The 17,383-nt window shown below is 66.6% G+C and carries 13 protein-coding genes and 10 pseudogenes; 7 read left to right on the top strand and 16 right to left on the bottom strand.

Going from position 1 to position 17,383, the window contains the following annotated elements; genetic code table 11:
- Positions 1–421: 421 nt before the first annotated feature.
- Positions 422–686, top strand: a pseudogene (locus ACGFYN_RS46185) (IS110 family transposase); the annotation flags it as partial.
- Here ACGFYN_RS46185 and ACGFYN_RS46180 read toward each other — a convergent pair.
- The 3 genes and pseudogenes from ACGFYN_RS46180 to ACGFYN_RS46170 form a co-directional block, all read right to left on the bottom strand.
- A pseudogene (locus ACGFYN_RS46180) lies at positions 687–848 on the bottom strand (helix-turn-helix domain-containing protein); the annotation flags it as partial. It abuts the pseudogene before it with no gap.
- A 116-nt stretch (positions 849–964) separates the two neighbouring features.
- Positions 965–1,261, bottom strand: coding sequence for an IS30 family transposase (locus ACGFYN_RS46175; RefSeq protein ID WP_393871993.1), 297 nt, complete (start codon positions 1,259–1,261; stop codon positions 965–967).
- A gap of 397 nt (positions 1,262–1,658) precedes the next feature.
- A pseudogene (locus tag ACGFYN_RS46170) lies at positions 1,659–1,958 on the bottom strand (helix-turn-helix domain-containing protein); the annotation flags it as partial.
- A 1,377-nt stretch (positions 1,959–3,335) separates the two neighbouring features.
- Between ACGFYN_RS46170 and ACGFYN_RS46165 the strand changes: the two are divergent.
- Positions 3,336–4,823: an ISL3 family transposase gene (locus ACGFYN_RS46165; protein ID WP_393871992.1), complete on the top strand. Its 1,488-nt coding sequence runs from the start codon at positions 3,336–3,338 to the stop codon at positions 4,821–4,823.
- 69 nt (positions 4,824–4,892) lie between these two features.
- Here ACGFYN_RS46165 and ACGFYN_RS46160 read toward each other — a convergent pair.
- A pseudogene (locus ACGFYN_RS46160) lies at positions 4,893–5,291 on the bottom strand (transposase); the annotation flags it as partial.
- Positions 5,292–5,344: 53 nt separating this feature from the next.
- Here ACGFYN_RS46160 and ACGFYN_RS46155 point away from each other — a divergent pair.
- Positions 5,345–6,162 (top strand): IS5 family transposase gene (locus tag ACGFYN_RS46155; RefSeq protein WP_393871990.1). Its coding sequence is split into 2 segments (ribosomal slippage): positions 5,345–5,696 and positions 5,696–6,162, totalling 819 coding nucleotides; the frame shifts between segments, so codons are not numbered across the junction.
- 218 nt (positions 6,163–6,380) lie between these two features.
- Here ACGFYN_RS46155 and ACGFYN_RS46150 read toward each other — a convergent pair.
- Positions 6,381–6,689, bottom strand: a complete 309-nt coding sequence (locus ACGFYN_RS46150) for a hypothetical protein (protein WP_393871995.1) — start codon at positions 6,687–6,689, stop codon at positions 6,381–6,383.
- A 110-nt stretch (positions 6,690–6,799) separates the two neighbouring features.
- Here ACGFYN_RS46150 and ACGFYN_RS46145 point away from each other — a divergent pair, with 110 nt between their 5' ends.
- Positions 6,800–7,222, top strand: a complete 423-nt coding sequence (locus tag ACGFYN_RS46145; RefSeq protein WP_393871994.1) for a hypothetical protein — start codon at positions 6,800–6,802, stop codon at positions 7,220–7,222.
- Here ACGFYN_RS46145 and ACGFYN_RS46140 read toward each other — a convergent pair.
- The 6 genes and pseudogenes from ACGFYN_RS46140 to ACGFYN_RS46115 all read right to left on the bottom strand — a co-directional run.
- Positions 7,172–7,621, bottom strand: a pseudogene (locus ACGFYN_RS46140) (transposase); the annotation flags it as partial. The gene ACGFYN_RS46145 and the pseudogene ACGFYN_RS46140 sit on opposite strands and share 51 nt — an antisense overlap.
- A gap of 206 nt (positions 7,622–7,827) precedes the next feature.
- Positions 7,828–8,043, bottom strand: a pseudogene (locus tag ACGFYN_RS46135) (transposase); the annotation flags it as partial.
- A gap of 24 nt (positions 8,044–8,067) precedes the next feature.
- A complete protein-coding gene (locus tag ACGFYN_RS46130) occupies positions 8,068–9,042 on the bottom strand; it encodes an alpha/beta fold hydrolase (RefSeq protein WP_393871989.1) in 975 nt (324 codons plus the stop codon).
- A gap of 56 nt (positions 9,043–9,098) precedes the next feature.
- Positions 9,099–9,472, bottom strand: a pseudogene (locus ACGFYN_RS46125) (alpha-hydroxy-acid oxidizing protein); the annotation flags it as partial.
- A 367-nt stretch (positions 9,473–9,839) separates the two neighbouring features.
- On the bottom strand, positions 9,840–10,439 hold the full coding sequence (locus tag ACGFYN_RS46120; protein WP_393871988.1) for a TetR family transcriptional regulator C-terminal domain-containing protein: 600 nt from the start codon (positions 10,437–10,439) through the stop codon (positions 9,840–9,842).
- A 1,373-nt stretch (positions 10,440–11,812) separates the two neighbouring features.
- Positions 11,813–11,923 (bottom strand): annotated as a pseudogene (locus ACGFYN_RS46115) (transposase); the annotation flags it as partial.
- A gap of 147 nt (positions 11,924–12,070) precedes the next feature.
- Between ACGFYN_RS46115 and ACGFYN_RS46110 the strand changes: the two are divergent.
- A pseudogene (locus ACGFYN_RS46110) lies at positions 12,071–12,232 on the top strand (transposase family protein); the annotation flags it as partial.
- A 379-nt stretch (positions 12,233–12,611) separates the two neighbouring features.
- On the opposite strand, the gene ACGFYN_RS46105 reads toward ACGFYN_RS46110, so the two are convergent.
- Positions 12,612–13,250 (bottom strand): hypothetical protein, encoded by a 639-nt coding sequence (locus ACGFYN_RS46105; RefSeq protein ID WP_393871987.1) that lies wholly within the window; start codon positions 13,248–13,250, stop codon positions 12,612–12,614.
- A 413-nt stretch (positions 13,251–13,663) separates the two neighbouring features.
- Positions 13,664–14,080 carry a YceI family protein gene (locus tag ACGFYN_RS46100; protein ID WP_393871986.1) on the bottom strand — a complete coding sequence of 139 codons (417 nt, stop codon included), beginning with the start codon at positions 14,078–14,080 and terminating at the stop codon, positions 13,664–13,666.
- 93 nt (positions 14,081–14,173) lie between these two features.
- On the opposite strand from ACGFYN_RS46100, the pseudogene ACGFYN_RS46095 reads away from it, so the two are divergent.
- Positions 14,174–14,320 (top strand): annotated as a pseudogene (locus tag ACGFYN_RS46095) (IS5/IS1182 family transposase); the annotation flags it as partial.
- Positions 14,321–14,398: 78 nt separating this feature from the next.
- On the opposite strand, the gene ACGFYN_RS46090 reads toward ACGFYN_RS46095, so the two are convergent.
- Together ACGFYN_RS46090 and ACGFYN_RS46085 are read right to left on the bottom strand one after the other, a co-directional pair.
- Entirely contained in the window at positions 14,399–14,605 is a 207-nt protein-coding gene (locus tag ACGFYN_RS46090) for a three-helix bundle dimerization domain-containing protein (protein WP_393871985.1), read from the bottom strand.
- Positions 14,606–14,771: 166 nt separating this feature from the next.
- Positions 14,772–15,026: a luciferase family protein gene (locus ACGFYN_RS46085; RefSeq protein WP_393871984.1), complete on the bottom strand. Its 255-nt coding sequence runs from the start codon at positions 15,024–15,026 to the stop codon at positions 14,772–14,774.
- Between the two features lie 332 nt (positions 15,027–15,358).
- Here ACGFYN_RS46085 and ACGFYN_RS46080 point away from each other — a divergent pair, with 332 nt between their 5' ends.
- A complete protein-coding gene (locus ACGFYN_RS46080) occupies positions 15,359–16,480 on the top strand; it encodes a PP2C family protein-serine/threonine phosphatase (RefSeq protein ID WP_393871983.1) in 1,122 nt (373 codons plus the stop codon).
- Between the two features lie 118 nt (positions 16,481–16,598).
- Here ACGFYN_RS46080 and ACGFYN_RS46075 read toward each other — a convergent pair whose 3' ends face one another.
- Entirely contained in the window at positions 16,599–17,189 is a 591-nt protein-coding gene (locus tag ACGFYN_RS46075; RefSeq protein WP_393871991.1) for an HdeD family acid-resistance protein, read from the bottom strand.
- Positions 17,190–17,383 lie beyond the last annotated feature (194 nt).

The raw sequence follows: 17,383 nt of genomic DNA, 5'->3' as shown, positions 1-17,383 counted from the left end.
ACAGGCCCGACGGATCCGCATCTTTCCACCGAATCGGCCGAACACGCAGGCCAGCGGACCGCCCGGTCGCCCGCGCGGCCCATCCCCGGCGTCAGATCCACAAGCCGGCCGGCACGGCGGCGTGAAACCCGAGGTCTTCGGCGCGCCGCCAGGCCAGCTGCCCCTCCCTCCACCGGTGGATGGCAAGGAGCACGGTGCTCATGGGCCTGTCGGTTGGCCTGGGGATCACGAACACGCAGAGCCTGAGCTCAAGCCCCCCAGGCCGTCCCCGCGGCGGCGTCACCGAGCGGAGGCCGGCCCAACTCCGGTTCGGTCGGCCAGAAGCGAGTCAGCCCATCGGCATGTCCCGCACACCCACCGGACGTAGCCTCACGGCAACGGCGCCTGCGCGCGGTCCGACTCGACAACCAGTGTGCTTGCGCGCATGGCCGAGCGGCTGATCGACGACATCTTCACCGCCCTCGACGATCAGACCGTCGTCGTTCCCAGCAATGATGCCGCCGCGCTGATCGTTCCCAGCCCCGCAAACTCGCTTCAGGCCGTGCTCGATCAGCGCAAACTCCTCGCGGTCAGGATCGAGGAACTGCTGGAGAAACACCCTCTTTCCAGGTCTTGACGTCTATGCCGGGGATCGGCGTCAGGACCGAGGATCGATCCCCATCGACGTCGGCGACGGCACCGCTTTCCACCGAACCTCTCGGCGCACGTTCGTATTTGGGCGGCCGGTACGAATTCAGTGCGGCCCGCACCGCGTTCCGAGCCACCCCCAACCGTCGCGCTATCTCCTTGATGGGCCCGCCTTCCGCTCGATGCAGACGATGTATCTCGGCCCAGTCCTCCACGTTCAGCGCCCTCCATGATCAACAAGGGGGGTCAACTTTCGGAAGAGGCGGATTCGCGACATCGTCGCAACGTTGCAGGTTCATGGTGTCAGAGCGGCGACGAATGCCTGGGCTGGGGTCTGTCAAACCCAGGGGCTGCCGGGGCGGGCGAAGTAGACGCCGTCGGTGAAGTGAGGCGCGAGCTCATGGTGACGGGCCATTTCCGAGCCCTGGTCCCAGGTGAGGGTCCTGCGGGCGTGTTCGGGCAGGGCGGAGAAGGCCGCGACGAGAGCGTCGCGGAGCTGGTCGGCGGAGTGTCCGTAGGGCAGGGCGACCAGGCGGAGATAACGGGTGCGGCCGTCGACCGGCGTGGCCACCGCGGAACGGTTGCGCGGCCCGACGATCAAGTCGCCTTCCCAGTCGCCCGGTCGGGTCCGCAGCTCGAGCGGGCGGTCGGCGGTCGATCAGGACGGCCGGGGCCACGAACCTGGCGGCCCGCTGGTTAGATCGGCGGCGCTTCTTGCGCAGGGGCCGACCGGTGCGGAGTTTCCTGGTCAACGTCCTGCTCAGGCCGCCTCTGATGCCCATGTAGAGATCCCGGTAGATCGTCTCGTGCCACAGATGCCGTTCAGGGCGGTCGGGCCAGAGCGCGCGCAGATGGGCTGAGATCTGCTCGGGGCTCCACTCCAGGGCGAGTTTGTCCTGCGCCTCCGCTCTCAACTCCGGATCCACAGCGAGCTTGACGCGGGGGGGCCGTCCGTTGCGTTCGAGAAAGCGATGGTGAGCCAGGTCGGCGTCGTAGACGCCGTTGTCGTGCGGCACGCTATTGCGGCGCAGTTCGCGGCTGACCGTGGACGGCGACCGTCCGAGCCGTTCGGCTATCTCCCGGACTCCCAGGCCACGTTCGCGCAGGGTGGCGATCCGTTTGCGTTCCAGCAGCGACAGGTAGCGGCCCGAGCGGGAAGCTTCCGGCTGCGATCGCGGCGGCAGCCCACCGCTCTCGGCCCGCCACCGGTATCCGGTCTTCCGCCCGATGCCCAGTTGTTTGCACGCCTGGACCGTTCCTACACCGGACTCCAGCAGACGCCAGTACTCGGCTTCGAGCTCCAGCCTGCGCTTCTTTCCCCGCCTCGCCATCAACACACCCCTAATGATCAAGGAATGTTGCGACAAGTGTTAGAGCCCAAGAGACTCCTGGGGGTCAGTCTTCAGGAACCCGCGACACCAAGACCCCGACTCCTTGCACGGCTTGTACGGCACCGTGCAAGGTACGCCGGCGCCGGTACATGGCCATGACGCGCACAGGGGCACCGGAGGCAGGCCTGTGCCCTGTCAAGCGGTCTGCCGGTGGGTGAGATCCGCCTCGGCAGGCAGCTGGTCGCTGCGGCGAAGGTGCGCCGGGCAGGCTGGGTGAAGGGCCTTGAGCCGGACGGCCTCGCCCCTGGCTGGTGCCCGATGTGCTGCCCGGAAGGGCCCATCTGCACAGGCGGCCGCCTGGTTCCATCGAAGAGGAGGCGAGGAACCGCAGGCGGCTGCATCCCAGGGGAAACCACATGCCGTAGCACAACTTAGTGACCGCTTACATCTTAGGGCCGGCCTGCTCGCGCACTCTGCCGCCGGAGTCCCCGCAAACGCAGAGAAGCACCCGGTCACGGTCAGCCCAGAGAGCCAGATCATGAGGAGTGTTTGATGAGTAACCCCCCTGAACCGCACGGCACGCAGGACAGCGGCAAGAAGACCGACGGCGAGCCCCACCCCCCTGACGGCGTGCCCACACATCCCGTTCGCCGCACCCCAAGTGAGCGCCCTCCCCGTAGGCCACGACCGCAACCCTCCGACGCCGCCCGCACGCAACGGCGGACCCACCGCGAGGCTGTACGGCGCGCCGGCCGGGCAGCACGCACCACGCTACGCCTGCTCAGGGACAACGCCCCCTACACGTATCCCGCTCCCGGCACCGACCACGAAATCCCCTGCGCGTGGGCCCAACTTCCTTCGGACACCCCCGAGACTGAGGTACCCGAACCCTTCATCTGCGTCGGGCAGGAAACGATCAACGCCCTAGCCGGACTCATCCCACAGCCACAGATCATGTGGCAAGGAGTGGTACGCATCGCCCGGCGGACAACACCCCGTAACACCCTCCTTTACTACACCACCACCGGAACCCTCACTCCCGGCCAGCACGAAACGCTCGCCCGCTACCTTCGCAGGCACTCCCCCGCCGTCGAACCCCTCGTCCGCAACGCAGGACACCTCGCCCCCCACACACCATCCACCGGAACCGCACACCCACTCACCCAGTCAGAACCCACCGAACACCCGCCGCACGACATATCCACCACCCCGCCCTCCACCCCACAACCCACCCACAGCAAAGACCTGTAATCCACGGCGCCTGACAACACTGCGGGTACTGTCAAACGAGTGGTTCTGGCCCGTAGTCGGTGGTGACGCCGAGTAGCAGCCCTTGATCATGATCTTGTGGTGGATATCAACTTCCTTATGGGGACGGTGTTTTCGGGGCTTTCGGCGCTGGTCGTCGAGGACGTGGCGGACGGCGGCGACGCGGTGGTGGTCTCGGCCCGCACCCGGGACGTGGCGGTGTCGTGTCCGGTGTGCGAGACCCCGACGGCGAAGGTGCACGGTTATCACCTCCGAACGGTGAGGGACGTGCCGGTCGACGGCCGCCAGGTCGTCGTCCACCTGCGCGTAAGGCGGCTGGCCTGTCCGGCCCTGGGCTGTCGGCGGCAGATCTTCCGTGAGCAAATTCCCGGACTGCTGGAGCGCCATCAGCGCCGCACGGTGCGTCTTGTCGGGCAGATATCCCAGGTGGCGCGGGAGTTATGCGGCCGGGCGGCCGCCCGCCTGGCCGGCCTGCTGGCCGTGCCCGTTTCCCGGAGTGCCGCGCTGCGCCATCTGCGGCGCCTGCCGCTGCCGCGGCAGGCGGTCCCGCGGGTGATCGGCGTGGACGATTTCGCTCTGCGCCGCCGCCACCGCTACGCCACGATCATCACCGATGCCGAGACCGGCCGGCGCGTCGCGGTCCTGCCCGACCGCGAGGCGGCCACTCTGGAGTCCTGGCTGCGCGAACATCCTGGTGCCGAGATCGTGTACCGGGACGGCTCGGCCACCTATGCCGAGGCCGTTCGCCGAGCCCTGCCCGACGCGGTGCAGGTCAGCGACCGATGGCACCTCTGGCGAAATCTCTGCGACAAAGTCCAGCTCGAGGGCTGGGCCACCATCAACCCGCCCCGTCCCGGCGGAGTACGCGAGCAGACCACACTCGAACGCTGGAACAAGATCCACGATCTCCTCGGCCAGGGCATCGGCCTGCTCGACTGCTCCCGCCGCCTCAACCTGGCCCTGAACACCGTCAAACGCTACGCCCGCATGCCCGAACCCCAGGCCCTGCGCATCACCCCCGCCTACCGCCCCACCCTCGTCGACCCCTACCGCGAACACCTTCGCCGGCTCCGTGCCGAAGAACCAGCCGTCCCGGTCACCCACCTCCTCGAAGAGATCCGGGAGTTGGGCTACACCGGCAGCGCCAACCTGCTGGTCCGCTACCTCAACCAGGGCCGCACCGAAGGCGACCGCCCCGTCACCACCCCACGTCACGCCAGCCGCCTCCTGCTCACCGACCCCGAAAACCTGCGCCCGAAGGAAACGACCCTCCTGGAGAAGATCGTTGCAGCCTGCCCGGAGATGACCGCACTCGCCGACCTCATACGCAACTTCGCCACCCTGCTGAAACCAGCCGAGGGCAACGACGTGAAACTCACCGGGTGGATCACGGCCGCCCGAGCCATCGGCATGCCTCACCTGCGCAGCTTTACCAACGGTCTCGAAATCGACCGGTCCGCCGTGAACGCCGGCCTCACGTTGCCCTACCACAACGGCCGCACCGAAGGCGTCAACACCCGCACCAAGAGGATCATGAGGCAGATGCACGGACGCGCCGGATTCGACCTCCTCCGCCACCGCATCCTTCTCCCCTGACTGCTACTCGGCGTCACCACCGACTACGGGCCAGAGCCAAACGAGTGGTGTAACTGGGGTAGTTGAGGGTTACTGTCTGGCTGTCGAGAGGCGGCCGTCGAAGGTGATGTCGAAGGCGTTCAGTGCGGTCTTCCAGCGCATGGTGCAGCGGGCCTGGCCTTTGCCGGTGGGATCGAGGGACATGATCGAGATGTAGACGCACTTCAACGCGGCCTGCTCGTTGGGGAAGTGTCCCCGGGCTTTGACCTGCCGCCGGATGCGAGTGTTGACCGACTCGATCGCGTTGGTGGTGCAGACGATGCGCCGGATCCCGGTGTCGAACCGCAGGAAGAGGGTGAACTCCTCCCAGGCGTTCTCCCACAGTTTCACGATCGCCGGATACTTCCTGCCCCAGGCATCGGCGAACTCGGCGAACCGGTCCAGGGCGGCCTCCTCGGTCGCAGCGGTGTAGACGGGCTTAGAGGTCCTAACAGAAGTTGTTGATCATGTGACCGTTGGCTTGTCTGCTCGTTGGTCTGGCCATGGGGAAGCGTCAGTCTCGGCCGTGGGTCGTGTCGGATGAACTGTGGTCGCTGATCGAGCCGTTGCTGCCCAAGCCTGGGCCGAAGCTGGTCGAGGGACGGCCCCGGGTGCCGGACCGGCAGGCCTTGTGCGGGATCCTGTTCGTGCTGCACACCGGCATCCAGTGGGAGTACCTGCCCCAGGAACTGGGCTTCGGCTCGGGCATGACCTGCTGGCGGCGCCTGGCCGCGTGGAACGAGGCGGGCGTGTGGGACCAGTTGCATGTGGTGCTGTTGGAGAAGCTGCGGTCGGCCAAGCAGCTGGACTGGTCGAGGGCGGTGATCGACTCCTCCCACGTCCGGGCCGCCCGCAGGGGCCCAAAAGCGGTCCCAGCCCGGTCGACCGCGCACGGCCGGGCAGCAAGCACCACGTCATCACCGACGCCCAGGGCCTCCCGCTCGCGGTGTCGCTGACCGGCGGCAACCGCAACGACGTCACCCAACTCCTGCCCCTGCTCGACAAGATCCCTCCCGTCGCCGGGACCGTTGGCCGGCCACGGCACCGCCCCGATGCCCTGCTCGCGGACCGCGGCTACGACCACGACAAGTACCGGCGCCTGCTGTGGCAGCGCGGCATCCGCCCGGTCATCGCCGAACGCGGCCAGCCTCACGGCTCCGGCCTGGGCATCTTCCGGTACGTCGTCGAACGCACCATCGCCTGGCTGCACGGCTTCCGCCGCCTGCGCATCCGCTGGGAGCGACGCGACGACATCCACGAAGCCTTCCTCGGCCTCGCCACCTGCCTCATCACCTACAGACACGTGCAGCGCCTTTGTTAGGACCTCTTAGGCAGACGCGCGATCTTGTCCCAGTCCTGGCGGGCGGCATAACGGAAAGAGTTCCGCAGTAGATGGACGACGCAGACTCCCCCTGTCAACCTTCCGATTTGTGGATCACGAGGCGGGTGTTGTTTCGGAAGGGGGTGCGGGCATGCCAAGGAACCGAGGGTCGGTGACGTGATCGTCCCACGGCTTCGGTCAGACGGCCCAGGAGGCTTTCAGGCCGTCAGATCGGCCTCCGCGCGGCTGCCGAGAAGGAGGTCGGGGTCGTAGAGGGTGTGGTCCTGCCAGCAACGCCAGAGGACGCGGACCCAGCGGGCGCCGAGGCCGCGGATAGCGCGGTTGTGGGGCTGACGGCGGGACCTGGCCTGCTCGTATGCCTCGCGCACCGAGGGCACCTCGCGAGCCATATTGAAGACCCGCCAGTCCACCGCGTGGCGCCTGCGCTTGTTGGCTGCATAGCGGGAGCGGACCTGCCGGGTGCGGCCGGAAGACCGGGTGACTGGGGCGACTCCGGTCTCGGCCATGAGGGCGGCCGGAGCGGGAAACGAGCCCGGTCTTCGCCCATCTCGGCCAGCAGAGTTGCCGCGCACGAGCGGCCCATGCAGGGGAAACTGAGGAAGATTGGCGCATCGGGGTGGGCAACCAGGAGCTCGTCGATCCGTTTGTTGAGAATGCGGATGTGGTCGTTGAGCAGGGCGAGTTGCTCGGCGAAGAGCACGGCGGTCAGCTGCTTGCCGGCGACCGTGCCTGGGGCTGTGGTCAGCAGGTGCGTACGCAGTCGTTCGACCAGCACCTCGGGGCGAGTGCGCCCGGAGTAGCCGTGGCGGCCGGTGAACGCCTTCATCCGCTCAGGGCCGACGCGGCTCGCCTGCTCAGGGGTGGGGTAGCCCTGCAGGAAGGCGAGGCTGATGTCGCGGTCAAGAGAGGAGAACAGGTGCAGCACGGCCGGGTGGTAGGACTCGAGGATGGCCCGCAACTGATTCTCGAGATCGCGCTGGTTCCAGACGACGCGTTCGCGGTCGCGGATGACGGCCCGCAGCTCGGCCAGCTTCGGTGAGGCGACCGGCAGTGGCTGCCAGTGCCGGTATTCGTGGCGGAGGCTGTCAGCCAGGACGAACGCGTCGAAGGCGTCGTCCTTCTTCGGTGCCATCCGGTAGCGTTCCCGCGCCCTGGCGGAGATCTTCGGAGAGACGCAGTAGAGGGTGTGACCTGCGGCTTGAAGGCGCTCGACCAGCAGGCCCTCGCCTCGTTCAATGGCTATTCCGGCCAGTGGTGCGTGGTGGCGCAGGTGCCGGTCCAGACACTCGAGGCCGGCACTGGTGTGCGCGTAGCGCCTTTGGTGCACGACCTGGCCGGCCTCGTCCACGAGGCAGAGCTGCTGATAGGCATTGCCCCAGTCGATACCGGCGAACACTTCGACTGGATCTGTGGTGTTGGTGGGTAACGAGTTGTCCATGGGTTCCGTCCTGTCGGTCCAGGTCACCGACCGGGCGGCCCGCTGGTACCTCATCTCGGCGTTCGAAGCGCAACTCCCGCTGGCCAGTTCGCGGCCCGCCTCCAGCGGGAGGGCAGGTCTGCATGGGGGCCTCGAAGGCAACGCGTCTGCATAGGTCCTCTCCCGCTGGCGCGGTGACCGGCGGGCGTCTCCCGCCACCAAGGAGTGTGCATGGATGAGGTCTGGACGATCGTCCGCGGCCAGACCGCCTCCACCGCCTCGGGCAGGCCCTTGAGCCCGTCGCAGACCAGCATCAGCACGTCGCCGACGCCGCGGTTCTTGATCTCGGTGAGGATGTGCATCCAGTGTTTGGCGCCCTCGCCGCCGTCACCGGCCCACAGCCCGAGGATCTCCCGCCGGCCATCCACCGTGACGGCCAGTGCCAAGCAACGCCGACTGCATAGGGGCTAGTAGACGAGGACGGCGCCTTCGGGAATCCCGTCCAGGGTCTGGATGGCCATATCGGTGCCCTCAGTGGTCAGCCGGATGATCTGTGCCATTTGGCGCGGGGCGTCGCACTGGAGGTAGTGGTCGGCGGTGGGAAGCAGCCAATACCGGTTACGCCCGGGCTTACCGCTGAGGTATTGCGCCCATACGTGGTTGGCGACGCGGACCGGGGAGATGTTGTCGTGGATGCCCCAAACTAGGGTGGTTTGCACCGTGCTGGCGGCCAGTGCCTCGAGCCACCGGGTTTCACCTTCGGCCCGTTCATTGAGGTATTGGATCGTGTCGGGGATGACTCGGATTTGGTCGTTGTGAGCGAACGTCTGCGCGAGGGCGACGATCTCGGGATCATCGGGTCGTCGGCGCGGCATGAACGTGGCCATCCCCATTCCCGCGGCCAGCACTTCCGGAGTGACCGCCTCAGCGGTCGCCCGTCCAGTCGCCGGGTCGAGCGCGGCCTTCTGGAAGTCGGTCAGATTGGCTAGCGGTAGATAGAGGTTGCCGTTGGTGATGAGCAGATCACTGGGCAGGGCAGCGCCAGCCTCGCTGAGCATACCCAGGGCGATGAGTCCGACGCTGTCGCCGCGATCGTGGGTGAGCATAGTGAAGTCGTTGAGCTGCCACACGTCGGTGATCGCGTGGACGAGCAGGCGGCCATCGTCGAACAGTGAATAGACGTAGGGCGCGGGTGGTTTGTCGGACAGCCCGTAGCCGGGAAAGTCGAGCAGGAAGATGTCGAAGTCGGCGCTCAGTTCCTCGGACAGCGCATAGAAGTCGATGCTCGAGGTGGGGAAGCCGTGGACGAGAACCAGCGCGGGTGCTCCCCGTGTGCCGCGACGGTGCACGGCGATGCGAACTTCCTGCCCCTCGTTGGCGTCAGTGGTCGATCGCCACGTGAGTTCGGTCGCGGTGGAACGCCATTCGTCGAAGAGGGTCATCGGTCGTTGCCCTTCTTTGGTGCCATGGTCGGCTGCCTCGGACAGGCCGGGCTCGTTCAGGTGAGGCGTTGCAGGCTGTCGGGGGTGAGGTCGGCGAGGGTGGGGTAGCCGACGACGGCCATGATCAGGTCGGTTTCGGCCAGTGATCGCAGGACGTGGACAAGGCCGTTGACGCCGCGAGGGCCGAGCCGTAGGCGTAGGGGCGGCCGATGCCGACTGCGATCGAGCTCAAGGCGAGCGCATTGATGACCTCGGCGCCGGTGCGGATGCCAGAGTCGAACAGCAGCGGCAGTCCGTTGGCGGCGGCAACCGCGGGCAGGGCATCGCGAGCGGGCAGTCCGCCGTTGGCTTGGTGTCCGCCGTAAGGTGAAACATTAGTACCGTCCACACCGCAGTCCCGGGCGCAGCACACATCGTCGGGGTGGCCGATTCAGAATCACCAGATGCAGTATCGAGCGATTCTGCGCCGAAACCGAGGTCGTCGAGGGTCCGCGAGGCGACCTCCCGGCGATGCGGTGAGCCGCCCCGCTCATGCAGTACGGCGCCGATCGCGGCGTACCAGCGATCCAGTTCCGCCACATCCCGGCGGCGCAGCAGCGCCCCGATCCGCATCAGCGACCAGTCGTGGGACGGCTCCCAACGGTACTTCTTGCCCCCCAAATGGTTGAGCCACTCCAAGATGAAGAATCCCCAGTTCACCGTCACGCCGAGCTCGTCGCCCACCCACCGGATCCACACCGAGGCTTGATATGAGAACGCGCGCATCGGATCGAAGCGGAAATCCACACGCGTCGCGCTCATGCGGTCACCTCCGCGACCAGATACAGTCGCAGCAGCTCATCGACCTCGTTGGCGATCTGGGCCGCTGTCCGGTTCTCCGCCTTGGCCAGCAGAATCGCTCCTTCGATCTGAGCCAGCAGGGCTCGTGCCATCCGCTCCGGATCGACCCCGACGCGCAGCTCGCCCGCCTCGCTGGCGCGTCGGCATGCCACCGCCAACCTTTGCTCCCAGCTCGCGAAGATTCCGGCCAGGTGGACGCGCAGCTCGTCCTCAGTGGTCGCCAGTTCCGCAGCCAGGTTGCCCATCGGGCAGCCCATGATCCGACCGAAACGGTCCTCGATACCGCTCTGCACACGCGTCACCGCGCCTACGAGCGCCGCGATCTGCCCACTGTCGCGTTCAGCCAGCTCGAACTGGCGGTCGAACGCCGCCGCGTGCCAGTCCAGCACCGCCTTGCCCACCTGGGCTTTCGAGGAGAAGAAGTGATACAGCGTGCCTTTGCGAACATCGGCAGCCGCGCAGATCTCCGCAATTCCGACAACGGCGTAACTGCGCTTGAGAAACAACGCCGCCGCCGCCTTCACGATCCGATCCCGAGGACCGGCCTGGTCGTTCATACCCGACACCGTAAGCATCACCTGACTGACCGGTCAACCGGCATTGAGCCCGGCTTTCGGACAGCGTCGGAAGGCCCACACTGCCAACGTATCGGCGCCAGCGCGAGCACGTTCTCCGACACTCCCGTACACACCCCGATCTGCACGCAATGGATGCTGTCTGTCGCCGGCGCAGTGGCCGACAGCACTAAGTACCGATCACCCTCACGGCCTTCGGCGTGATCAATGCACCTTGGTCGGAGCACATGATCAGACGATGGCCGCCCTGCGTCCGACAAATCCCCAGGCGAGCTGCTCAGTTCGAGGCCAGAAGAAGAAGTTTAGTGACTGCGAAAGCAAGACAGCCGGCCACAAGCACAGTTACAGCCCCTATGTGGGTCCTTGACGACGGATCGCGTCCTCCAGCTTGGCCGTGGTGCCAATGTTTCAGCTGTTTCCCCACGATGAGTACATAGCACCGCACGAACGCCCTCAAGGCCCGCATAAGGAAGAACGCCGTGGACCGGCGTGCTACGGATGGTGGAGGAGGCATCTTATTACCAACTGGAAGTTGGATGCCCGCCGGGCGCCCGACTGGCATCGGAAGCCGCGGAGTGACGACGGCCCAGGTAAACGCTCGTGCCGTTTCACTCCTGATGGCCAAGTCCACAACCTGCAGACCACGCCCATAACCTTACTCCTCCGTGGGTGCCGATCCGCCAAAGTGGAAATGGGTGCCCGAAAGTCTGCGCCATGGGTCACACGTTCACACACAAGGGGAGGCAGGACCTGGTGGAGATCCCGGGCGGAGGCTGGTGGCGTGGTTCTGGCTCCCTTTGTATTGCTGCCGTGCGCTTCCAGGAGTGGGCAGACCGCGTGTTTTGCGCGGCTGATAGTCATGGCGGTGATGCCGAGGCCCGCGGCCCGCACGACCGGGTAGCGCGGTGCGCAAAAGCGCGCACGGGGAATTCTTTGCCTGGCCTTATCGAGCAGTAGTGGCGTCACTAGTCGACTCCGAAAGCCGTCGCCAAACGCCGTCCTTATAGATCAACGAAGCCACTTCGTTCGCAACCCTACGATAAAATCGATGTCGCCGATAGTAATTACAGGATTCCAAGTTCGCGTTTTGGAGGAATTCGCCGCTGATTTCCTCCGTGCTTCTATGTTCGGAGGCCGGGAGGTATGTGCGGAATTGAGCGCACTGAGTTCCGTCCGGCTGCTCGGAGAAGGCGTCGATACCGCCGAATGTGATGCGGCCCTTTTCCCTGATGCGAACGGTTCGATGGTGGACATCGTGCAGATGGTCGGACGTGCTCTGCGGTTGAAGCCGAACCGGGGAAAATTCGCGACTTTGGTCTTCCGGTCTTCATCGGGCCGAGCGAGGACGCGAATGAACGGCGGCCCTCCACGGTGACGGCCAGGGCCACATAGATCGGACGGTTGGCGACCGCACCGTCGCGGCTCTTCACGTGGATGGCATCGATGAAGACGACCGGATAGACCGCTTGAGTTCTATCGGTGGTTGCGAACCCCCGGAAGGAGAGCGTTCGGATGCCGAGGTACGCCCCCAACAAGCTGACGATCGCGGTGAAGAAGCGGTATTTCGAGCTGCTGAGAGAGGGGTATAGGGGTGCGGCCGCCGCAAGCATGGAGTGAATCTGCAGATCGTTACCGCACCCGACGGCACCCGCGTATGGATCTCGGTCGCCCTGCCGGGCCGGATACACGACCTGACCGCAGCCCGCAGGCATCGGATCATCGCCGCCTGTATCCGCCTCGGCATCCTGATCCTGGCCGACAAGGCGTACCAGGGCGCCGGCGACATCGTCGCCGTGCCCCATCGCCGACGGCCGGGCAAACCTCACGGCCACGCAGAAGTCCCTCAACCGGGCCCACTCCCGCCTGCGATGGCCCGTCGAGAGAGCCATCGCCTAGATCAAGACCTGGCACATCCTCCGAAAACACGCTGCAGCCCCAACAGACTCACGTCAATCGGCAGAGCCATCCTCACCCTGGTCGGCTTCGGCCTGAGAGGCCGCTGCCCTCGACAGAGCTCAGCCGTTTTGGTCACACTCCCGCTGGCTTGCAAAGCCGCAGGGCCATCAGGCTTTGCGGCCGCCTTTCAGCAGGCCCGGCCGAGCCATTTGCGGACTCAGAAGGCAAGGGCCAGGGCTACAGTGCCGTGCGGCCGGCTCAGGTCGGGTCAGGTCGCCGTGGCCCGGCGGGACGCTGGCCCCACAGGATGTTCAGGCTCACGACCAGCGCCCAGGCCGGGAAAACCAGTTCGGACCAGGGCAGGTCCGCCCCCGCCACGAGCAGCGTCAGGCCCGTGAGGTAGCCGAAGATGACGAGCGGGCGCGGGAAGGCACCGAGACGGCGGCCGATGGTCGAGGTCGTGACGACGCACACCGCCGCCATCCGCATTGCGTACGTGGTCAGCAGGGTGTAGGCAAACTGGTGGCCGAAAGAAGAGGGCTGCTGACTCTCCTCGAGCACAGTCCCGGCCGCCGCGGCACTGCCGAACAGAGTGGCAACGAAGATCAGACCGCTGCCCAGGAACACAGTGGAGACGAACCGGTCCTCTCCCTCACCGGCCTGCTCGCGCAGGGCGCCTATGAACCACAGGAAGGCGATCCCGGCGAACGGGAGCAGCGCCAGCGCGGTCTGCACGGCGCTCCGCTGTCCACTGTCGACGGTGACACCGGCCCCGCCGGCCCCGCCGGGCAGGGCGATGCGCACCAGGACGATCGCCACGGCCATCAGAATCGCGAACACGATACCGGCCGTCGCAGCGGCGCGGGGTGTGCTGAGGCGCGCGTTCTTCTGCTCCATGGTTCTCGCTTTCTGTTGTACTTCCGTTGTACAGACACAAGCGATCCGGGGGCTCGCGCCACCGCGGCAGCTGGGGAGGCGGCGAGATGATCTTATGGTTGGTGGTCGTCGGCAGGTGGCTGTTCGTGGGCGTGTCGCTACCACCGCTTCCATCTCAGCTTCCGCGAGGTCGAGGGACTGCTGCTGGCGCGGGATCGTCGTCTCCCACGAGACCGTCCGCGAACGGGAACCAAATCACCGGCGTCGGCCAGGCCCACGGCAGCCTGACCGACGGCCCGCGCCCACCCTGCACCCGGCCCACCACACGCCGACACCACCAACCAGCCACCCCGTCAACAATCTCAACGTCCTCGACACCGTTGCCCACGACATCGCACCTGACGCCCTGCCCGACGAGGGGCCTGCCCGGGTGATCAGCCATGCCCGTCTGCTCCACAGCTGCGCCCTCGTGGCATCCGACCCGGTCGATGGGGCTGCCTAGTCCCGTGTGCCGATTGGAGCCGGGCCACGTGGAACTCGATCCGCACGTCGTCGGCCAGTCGCAGTGCGCCCAGGAACGCTGTGTAGGGCTTGATTCTCCAGGTCGACTGCGTGACGGTCGCCCAGCTGCGGACGAGTGCGTCGCCGTTGCCCTTTGCGTGCGCCGTCACCGGGTGGGTGCGGTCCTTGGTGGAGAGTTCTCCGGTGATCTCGAAAGACTCGGGGTTCCTTGTGGCGGAACGGAAAGTGATCGTCCGGCGTACGCGGTATGTAGCAGAGCCTTGCCGGCCAGGGTCTAATTGATGTCGGCCCGGCCGGCGCCGGTGAGTGTCTTCGGCCCGCCGTCCCACTCCGGACCTCCAGCGAGTCCGTCTCGGCGCTCACATTCACCCACGACTTGTCGGGATTGCCGACGGCCACCATCGAGTCTGCAGCACGCGGTCCACCGTCGGGCCCGAGCGCGTGTCGAGCACGCCCTGTCCCGTCTGAAGAACTGGAAGGTCCTGCGGTACTAACGGCTCAAGGGGAACGGCGTTCACCTGGCCATGCTCGGCATTGCACGCCTGCACACCATGGCCCCCAGCGGATAACTCAACCCCCATACGGGACAACCCCTAGCGGGACACTCCTGTCGAGCCCGGGTGGGGCGCGCGGCCAGCCCTTCCCCGTCAAGCGGAGGAGTCGTTCAACATAGCCCTTGCTCTTCGCTCGACCAGCACAGGAATGAACTCGCGAACCGGCCGCTCGCTGAACGTGGCGTGTGCCTTGGCCACGACCGTCTCGATCTCGCCGGCACTGTGGAAGGAGCTGAAGGCGATCTTCAAGCGTTCCACGACGCCACGTATGGCATCCTCTTCCCGGTTTTTCTCAGCCATTGCGCTACCTGCCCTAACGGTGCTCCCAGCTTCCGCTGAAATTCTCGCGCGGGAGGGAAGCTGGTTGGTCCTCATTGCACTCTGCGCGCGGGGCGTCGCCAGGATCCGGCCAGGCCTGATGAACCTGTAGAGCGAGGCTGACCAGGGTCATGAGCAGGTGGACGTCCTAATTGCCCTCAAGGTGGAGCGTGATCCACTGGGAGCCGGGCTCGACGCGTACGGCCGCTGACCCGGCGAGATGGCCTTGGAACCGCCGGATGGCACGGGCCGTAAGGTGCAGGTCAACGTCCCGGTCGGAGTGACAGTGGACGATCTCGCCGTGGGGCGAGCAGAGTGCCCGACCGATGCCGCAGCTCGGTTCCGCCTCGGTGAGGTCGGGCCAGGTCGCCAGTTGTGTGAGAGCACGCCCGGCCAACGTCATGCGCCCATCATGGCCAGCTCACCGCATCGCCACCAGAAAATGACCATCCCGTAACCCGGCCGCAGCGACGGAACGGCCGAAGTTGCTTGGTAGGCCCTGTCGGCAACACTCGCCATGTGCACGCCTTCACCATGCCGGGCGGGAGCGTAACTGACACGGAAGATGGATGTAGTTGACGCCGCATCCGCCTGCGCCTTCGAGGGCCGGTCGGGGCCGCCGCCGTAGAGGACGGTTGGGGGTGGGATACGCCGCGGACGGCGGTGGTTTCCGTGCGGTGACGGCTCGCGGAGTGGCGCATCGCCGCCCCGGGGAGTTGGTGGAAGGCTTGGGGCATGGCCCTACGACCGCGGCTGGATTTCAGGCGTTCCTGGCTGGCGGGTCACGCGCCCGCGCTGGTCGTGGTTCCGCTCGGGCTGATCGTCACGGTCTGTGTGGTGGACGTGCTGGCGCCGCCAGACATTCACCTCGGTCCGCTGCTGGTGGCGGCGCCCGCGATCACGGTGGCTTTCACCGGCGCGCGGGTGACCGCTCTGATGGGGGCTTTGGCGGTCGGGGCGCAGGTGCTGATCGGTGCGCTCAGAGGGGTCCTGACGACCGCGAACGTGCAGACGCAGATCGCTGCCCTGGTCGTGGTCTCCGTGGTGTGTGTCGCCGTGTGTGTGGTGCGGGACCGGCATGAGCGGCAGTTGCATCGGGTGCGCTCGGTGGCCGAGGCGGCGCAGAGTGTGCTGCTGCGGCCGCTGCCCGCACATGCGGGCGCGCTGCAGATCGCCGGCCTGTACCTGCCCGCGGAAGAGGAGACGGATCTGGGGGGAGACCTGTACGCGGTCGCGCGGACCGCCGATCACAGCACCCGATTGCTGATCGGTGATGTGCGCGGCAACGGCCTGGCCGCCATCAACAACGCCGCACTGCTGCTCGGAGCATTCCGTGCAGCCGCCCATCGGCAGGCCACCCTGCCTCGGCTCGCCGTCCACCTGGATGCCGCGTTCCGCTGGGACACCAGTCAGTGGCGGTCCCCGGAAGAGCAGGACATCAGCGAGGACTTCGCAACGGCCATTCTGCTCGACATCCCCGACCACGAACCGGTCGTCCACCTGATCACCTGCGGCCACCCGCCGCCGCTTCTGCTGCGCAACGATCACCTCACCCCGCTCGTGCCCGAGGTGAGCCACCTGCCGATCGGCTTCGGTGGCGCCTTCGGTGTTGGCGCCTACGACGTGCAGACGTTCCCGTTCGAGGTCGGCGATCTGCTCCTGCTGTACACGGATGGTGTCATCGAGGCACGCAACGCCGATGGGGTCTTCTACCCCTTTACCAATCGGTCGCCGCAGTGGGCCAAAACCGACCCCGACGAACTACTGCGCCTCCTCCAGGACGACCTGCTGGCACACGTCCACGGCCACCTCAACGACGATGCGGCCGTAGTCGCGATCCGCCGTCTGGCAGCTTGATCCCGGCGTCCTGGCTCGACCGCACGGCGGCGACAGCTGGCGTACGCGGCCCGAGCGGCCACCGCCGGGGGCCGCAGGTTTGTGGGTGGGGTGGGCTGCGTCTACAAGGCCTTGCGCCTCAGTGCTGGGGATGCGGCTGAGAGCGGAAGAGAGGACGTCGCTCGGTAGGTGTACCGGGAGCGAGGCGGCCAACTTCGATGCGCATCCTGATTGCGTGGAACACCTCGATCGCCCCGAGCACGATGGCCATGATGGCCACGGTCAAGGTGAGGACGGCGATTGAGGTGAACGGCGAGACGATGAGCGCGATGCCTGCGAGCAAGCCGATGATTCCTGAGAACAGCATCCAGCCTCGCCCTGGCATGGCTGCATCGGAGGCCGCCGTGGCCGTCGTCACGATGCCCCGGAGGAGCCAGCCGAAGCCGATCCACAGAGCGAGTAGCAGAATCGACTCGAGGGTGCCCTTGAAGCAGATCAGTCCGAGCACGACGGAGAGCGCACCCGTGATGAAATGCAGGGCTCGAAGGTGCCCCGGAACGTGCGCGCCGAAGGCGGCGGCCAACTGGAAGACACCCGTGACCAGTAGATAGATGCCGAAAAGCACGCCGACGACCCGGAGCGTCTCTCCCGGCCACGCGAGGAAGGTGACACCCAGGACGATAGCAGCGAGGCCCGTCGTGAGCATGATCTGCCAGCCCATGTTCGCCAGCACGCCCAGGAGTTCGGTCCCGGGGCCGCCCTGTGAGTCGGTGCCGCGCTGGGCACCGGTGGCCGATGCATCGGAGGGGGATGTCGTGACTCCTCCCCCTCGTGAACGAGGGGGCTTCTCGCTATGCCGGTGCGGCTTCGCGACGGACCAGCCCGGCCCGTAGAACGTTCAGTGCGCCCACCGTGTCGGCATGC

Origin of the sequence: Streptomyces sp. NPDC048419, assembly GCF_043200415.1 — a bacterium.
In the GTDB taxonomy this organism is placed as follows: Bacteria; Actinomycetota; Actinomycetes; order Streptomycetales; family Streptomycetaceae; genus Streptomyces.
Note: the sequence above shows the minus strand (reverse complement) of the source record. Positions and strands in the feature narration are given on the sequence as shown.

What these genes read in the sequence shown, in the direction of transcription:
- ACGFYN_RS46085 (WP_393871984.1), bottom strand. Translation starts at nt 15,026, where the DNA reads ATGACGTTGGCCGGGCGTGCTCTCACACAACTGGCGACCTGGCCCGAC.
- ACGFYN_RS46120 (WP_393871988.1), bottom strand. Translation starts at nt 10,439, where the DNA reads ATGAACGACCAGGCCGGTCCTCGGGATCGGATCGTGAAGGCGGCGGCG.
- ACGFYN_RS46090 (WP_393871985.1), bottom strand. Translation starts at nt 14,605, where the DNA reads ATGGCTGAGAAAAACCGGGAAGAGGATGCCATACGTGGCGTCGTGGAA.
- ACGFYN_RS46105 (WP_393871987.1), bottom strand. Translation starts at nt 13,250, where the DNA reads ATGGAGCAGAAGAACGCGCGCCTCAGCACACCCCGCGCCGCTGCGACG.
- ACGFYN_RS46130 (WP_393871989.1), bottom strand. Translation starts at nt 9,042, where the DNA reads ATGACCCTCTTCGACGAATGGCGTTCCACCGCGACCGAACTCACGTGG.
- ACGFYN_RS46080 (WP_393871983.1), top strand. Translation starts at nt 15,359, where the DNA reads ATGGCCCTACGACCGCGGCTGGATTTCAGGCGTTCCTGGCTGGCGGGT.
- ACGFYN_RS46150 (WP_393871995.1), bottom strand. Translation starts at nt 6,689, where the DNA reads ATGGCCGAGACCGGAGTCGCCCCAGTCACCCGGTCTTCCGGCCGCACC.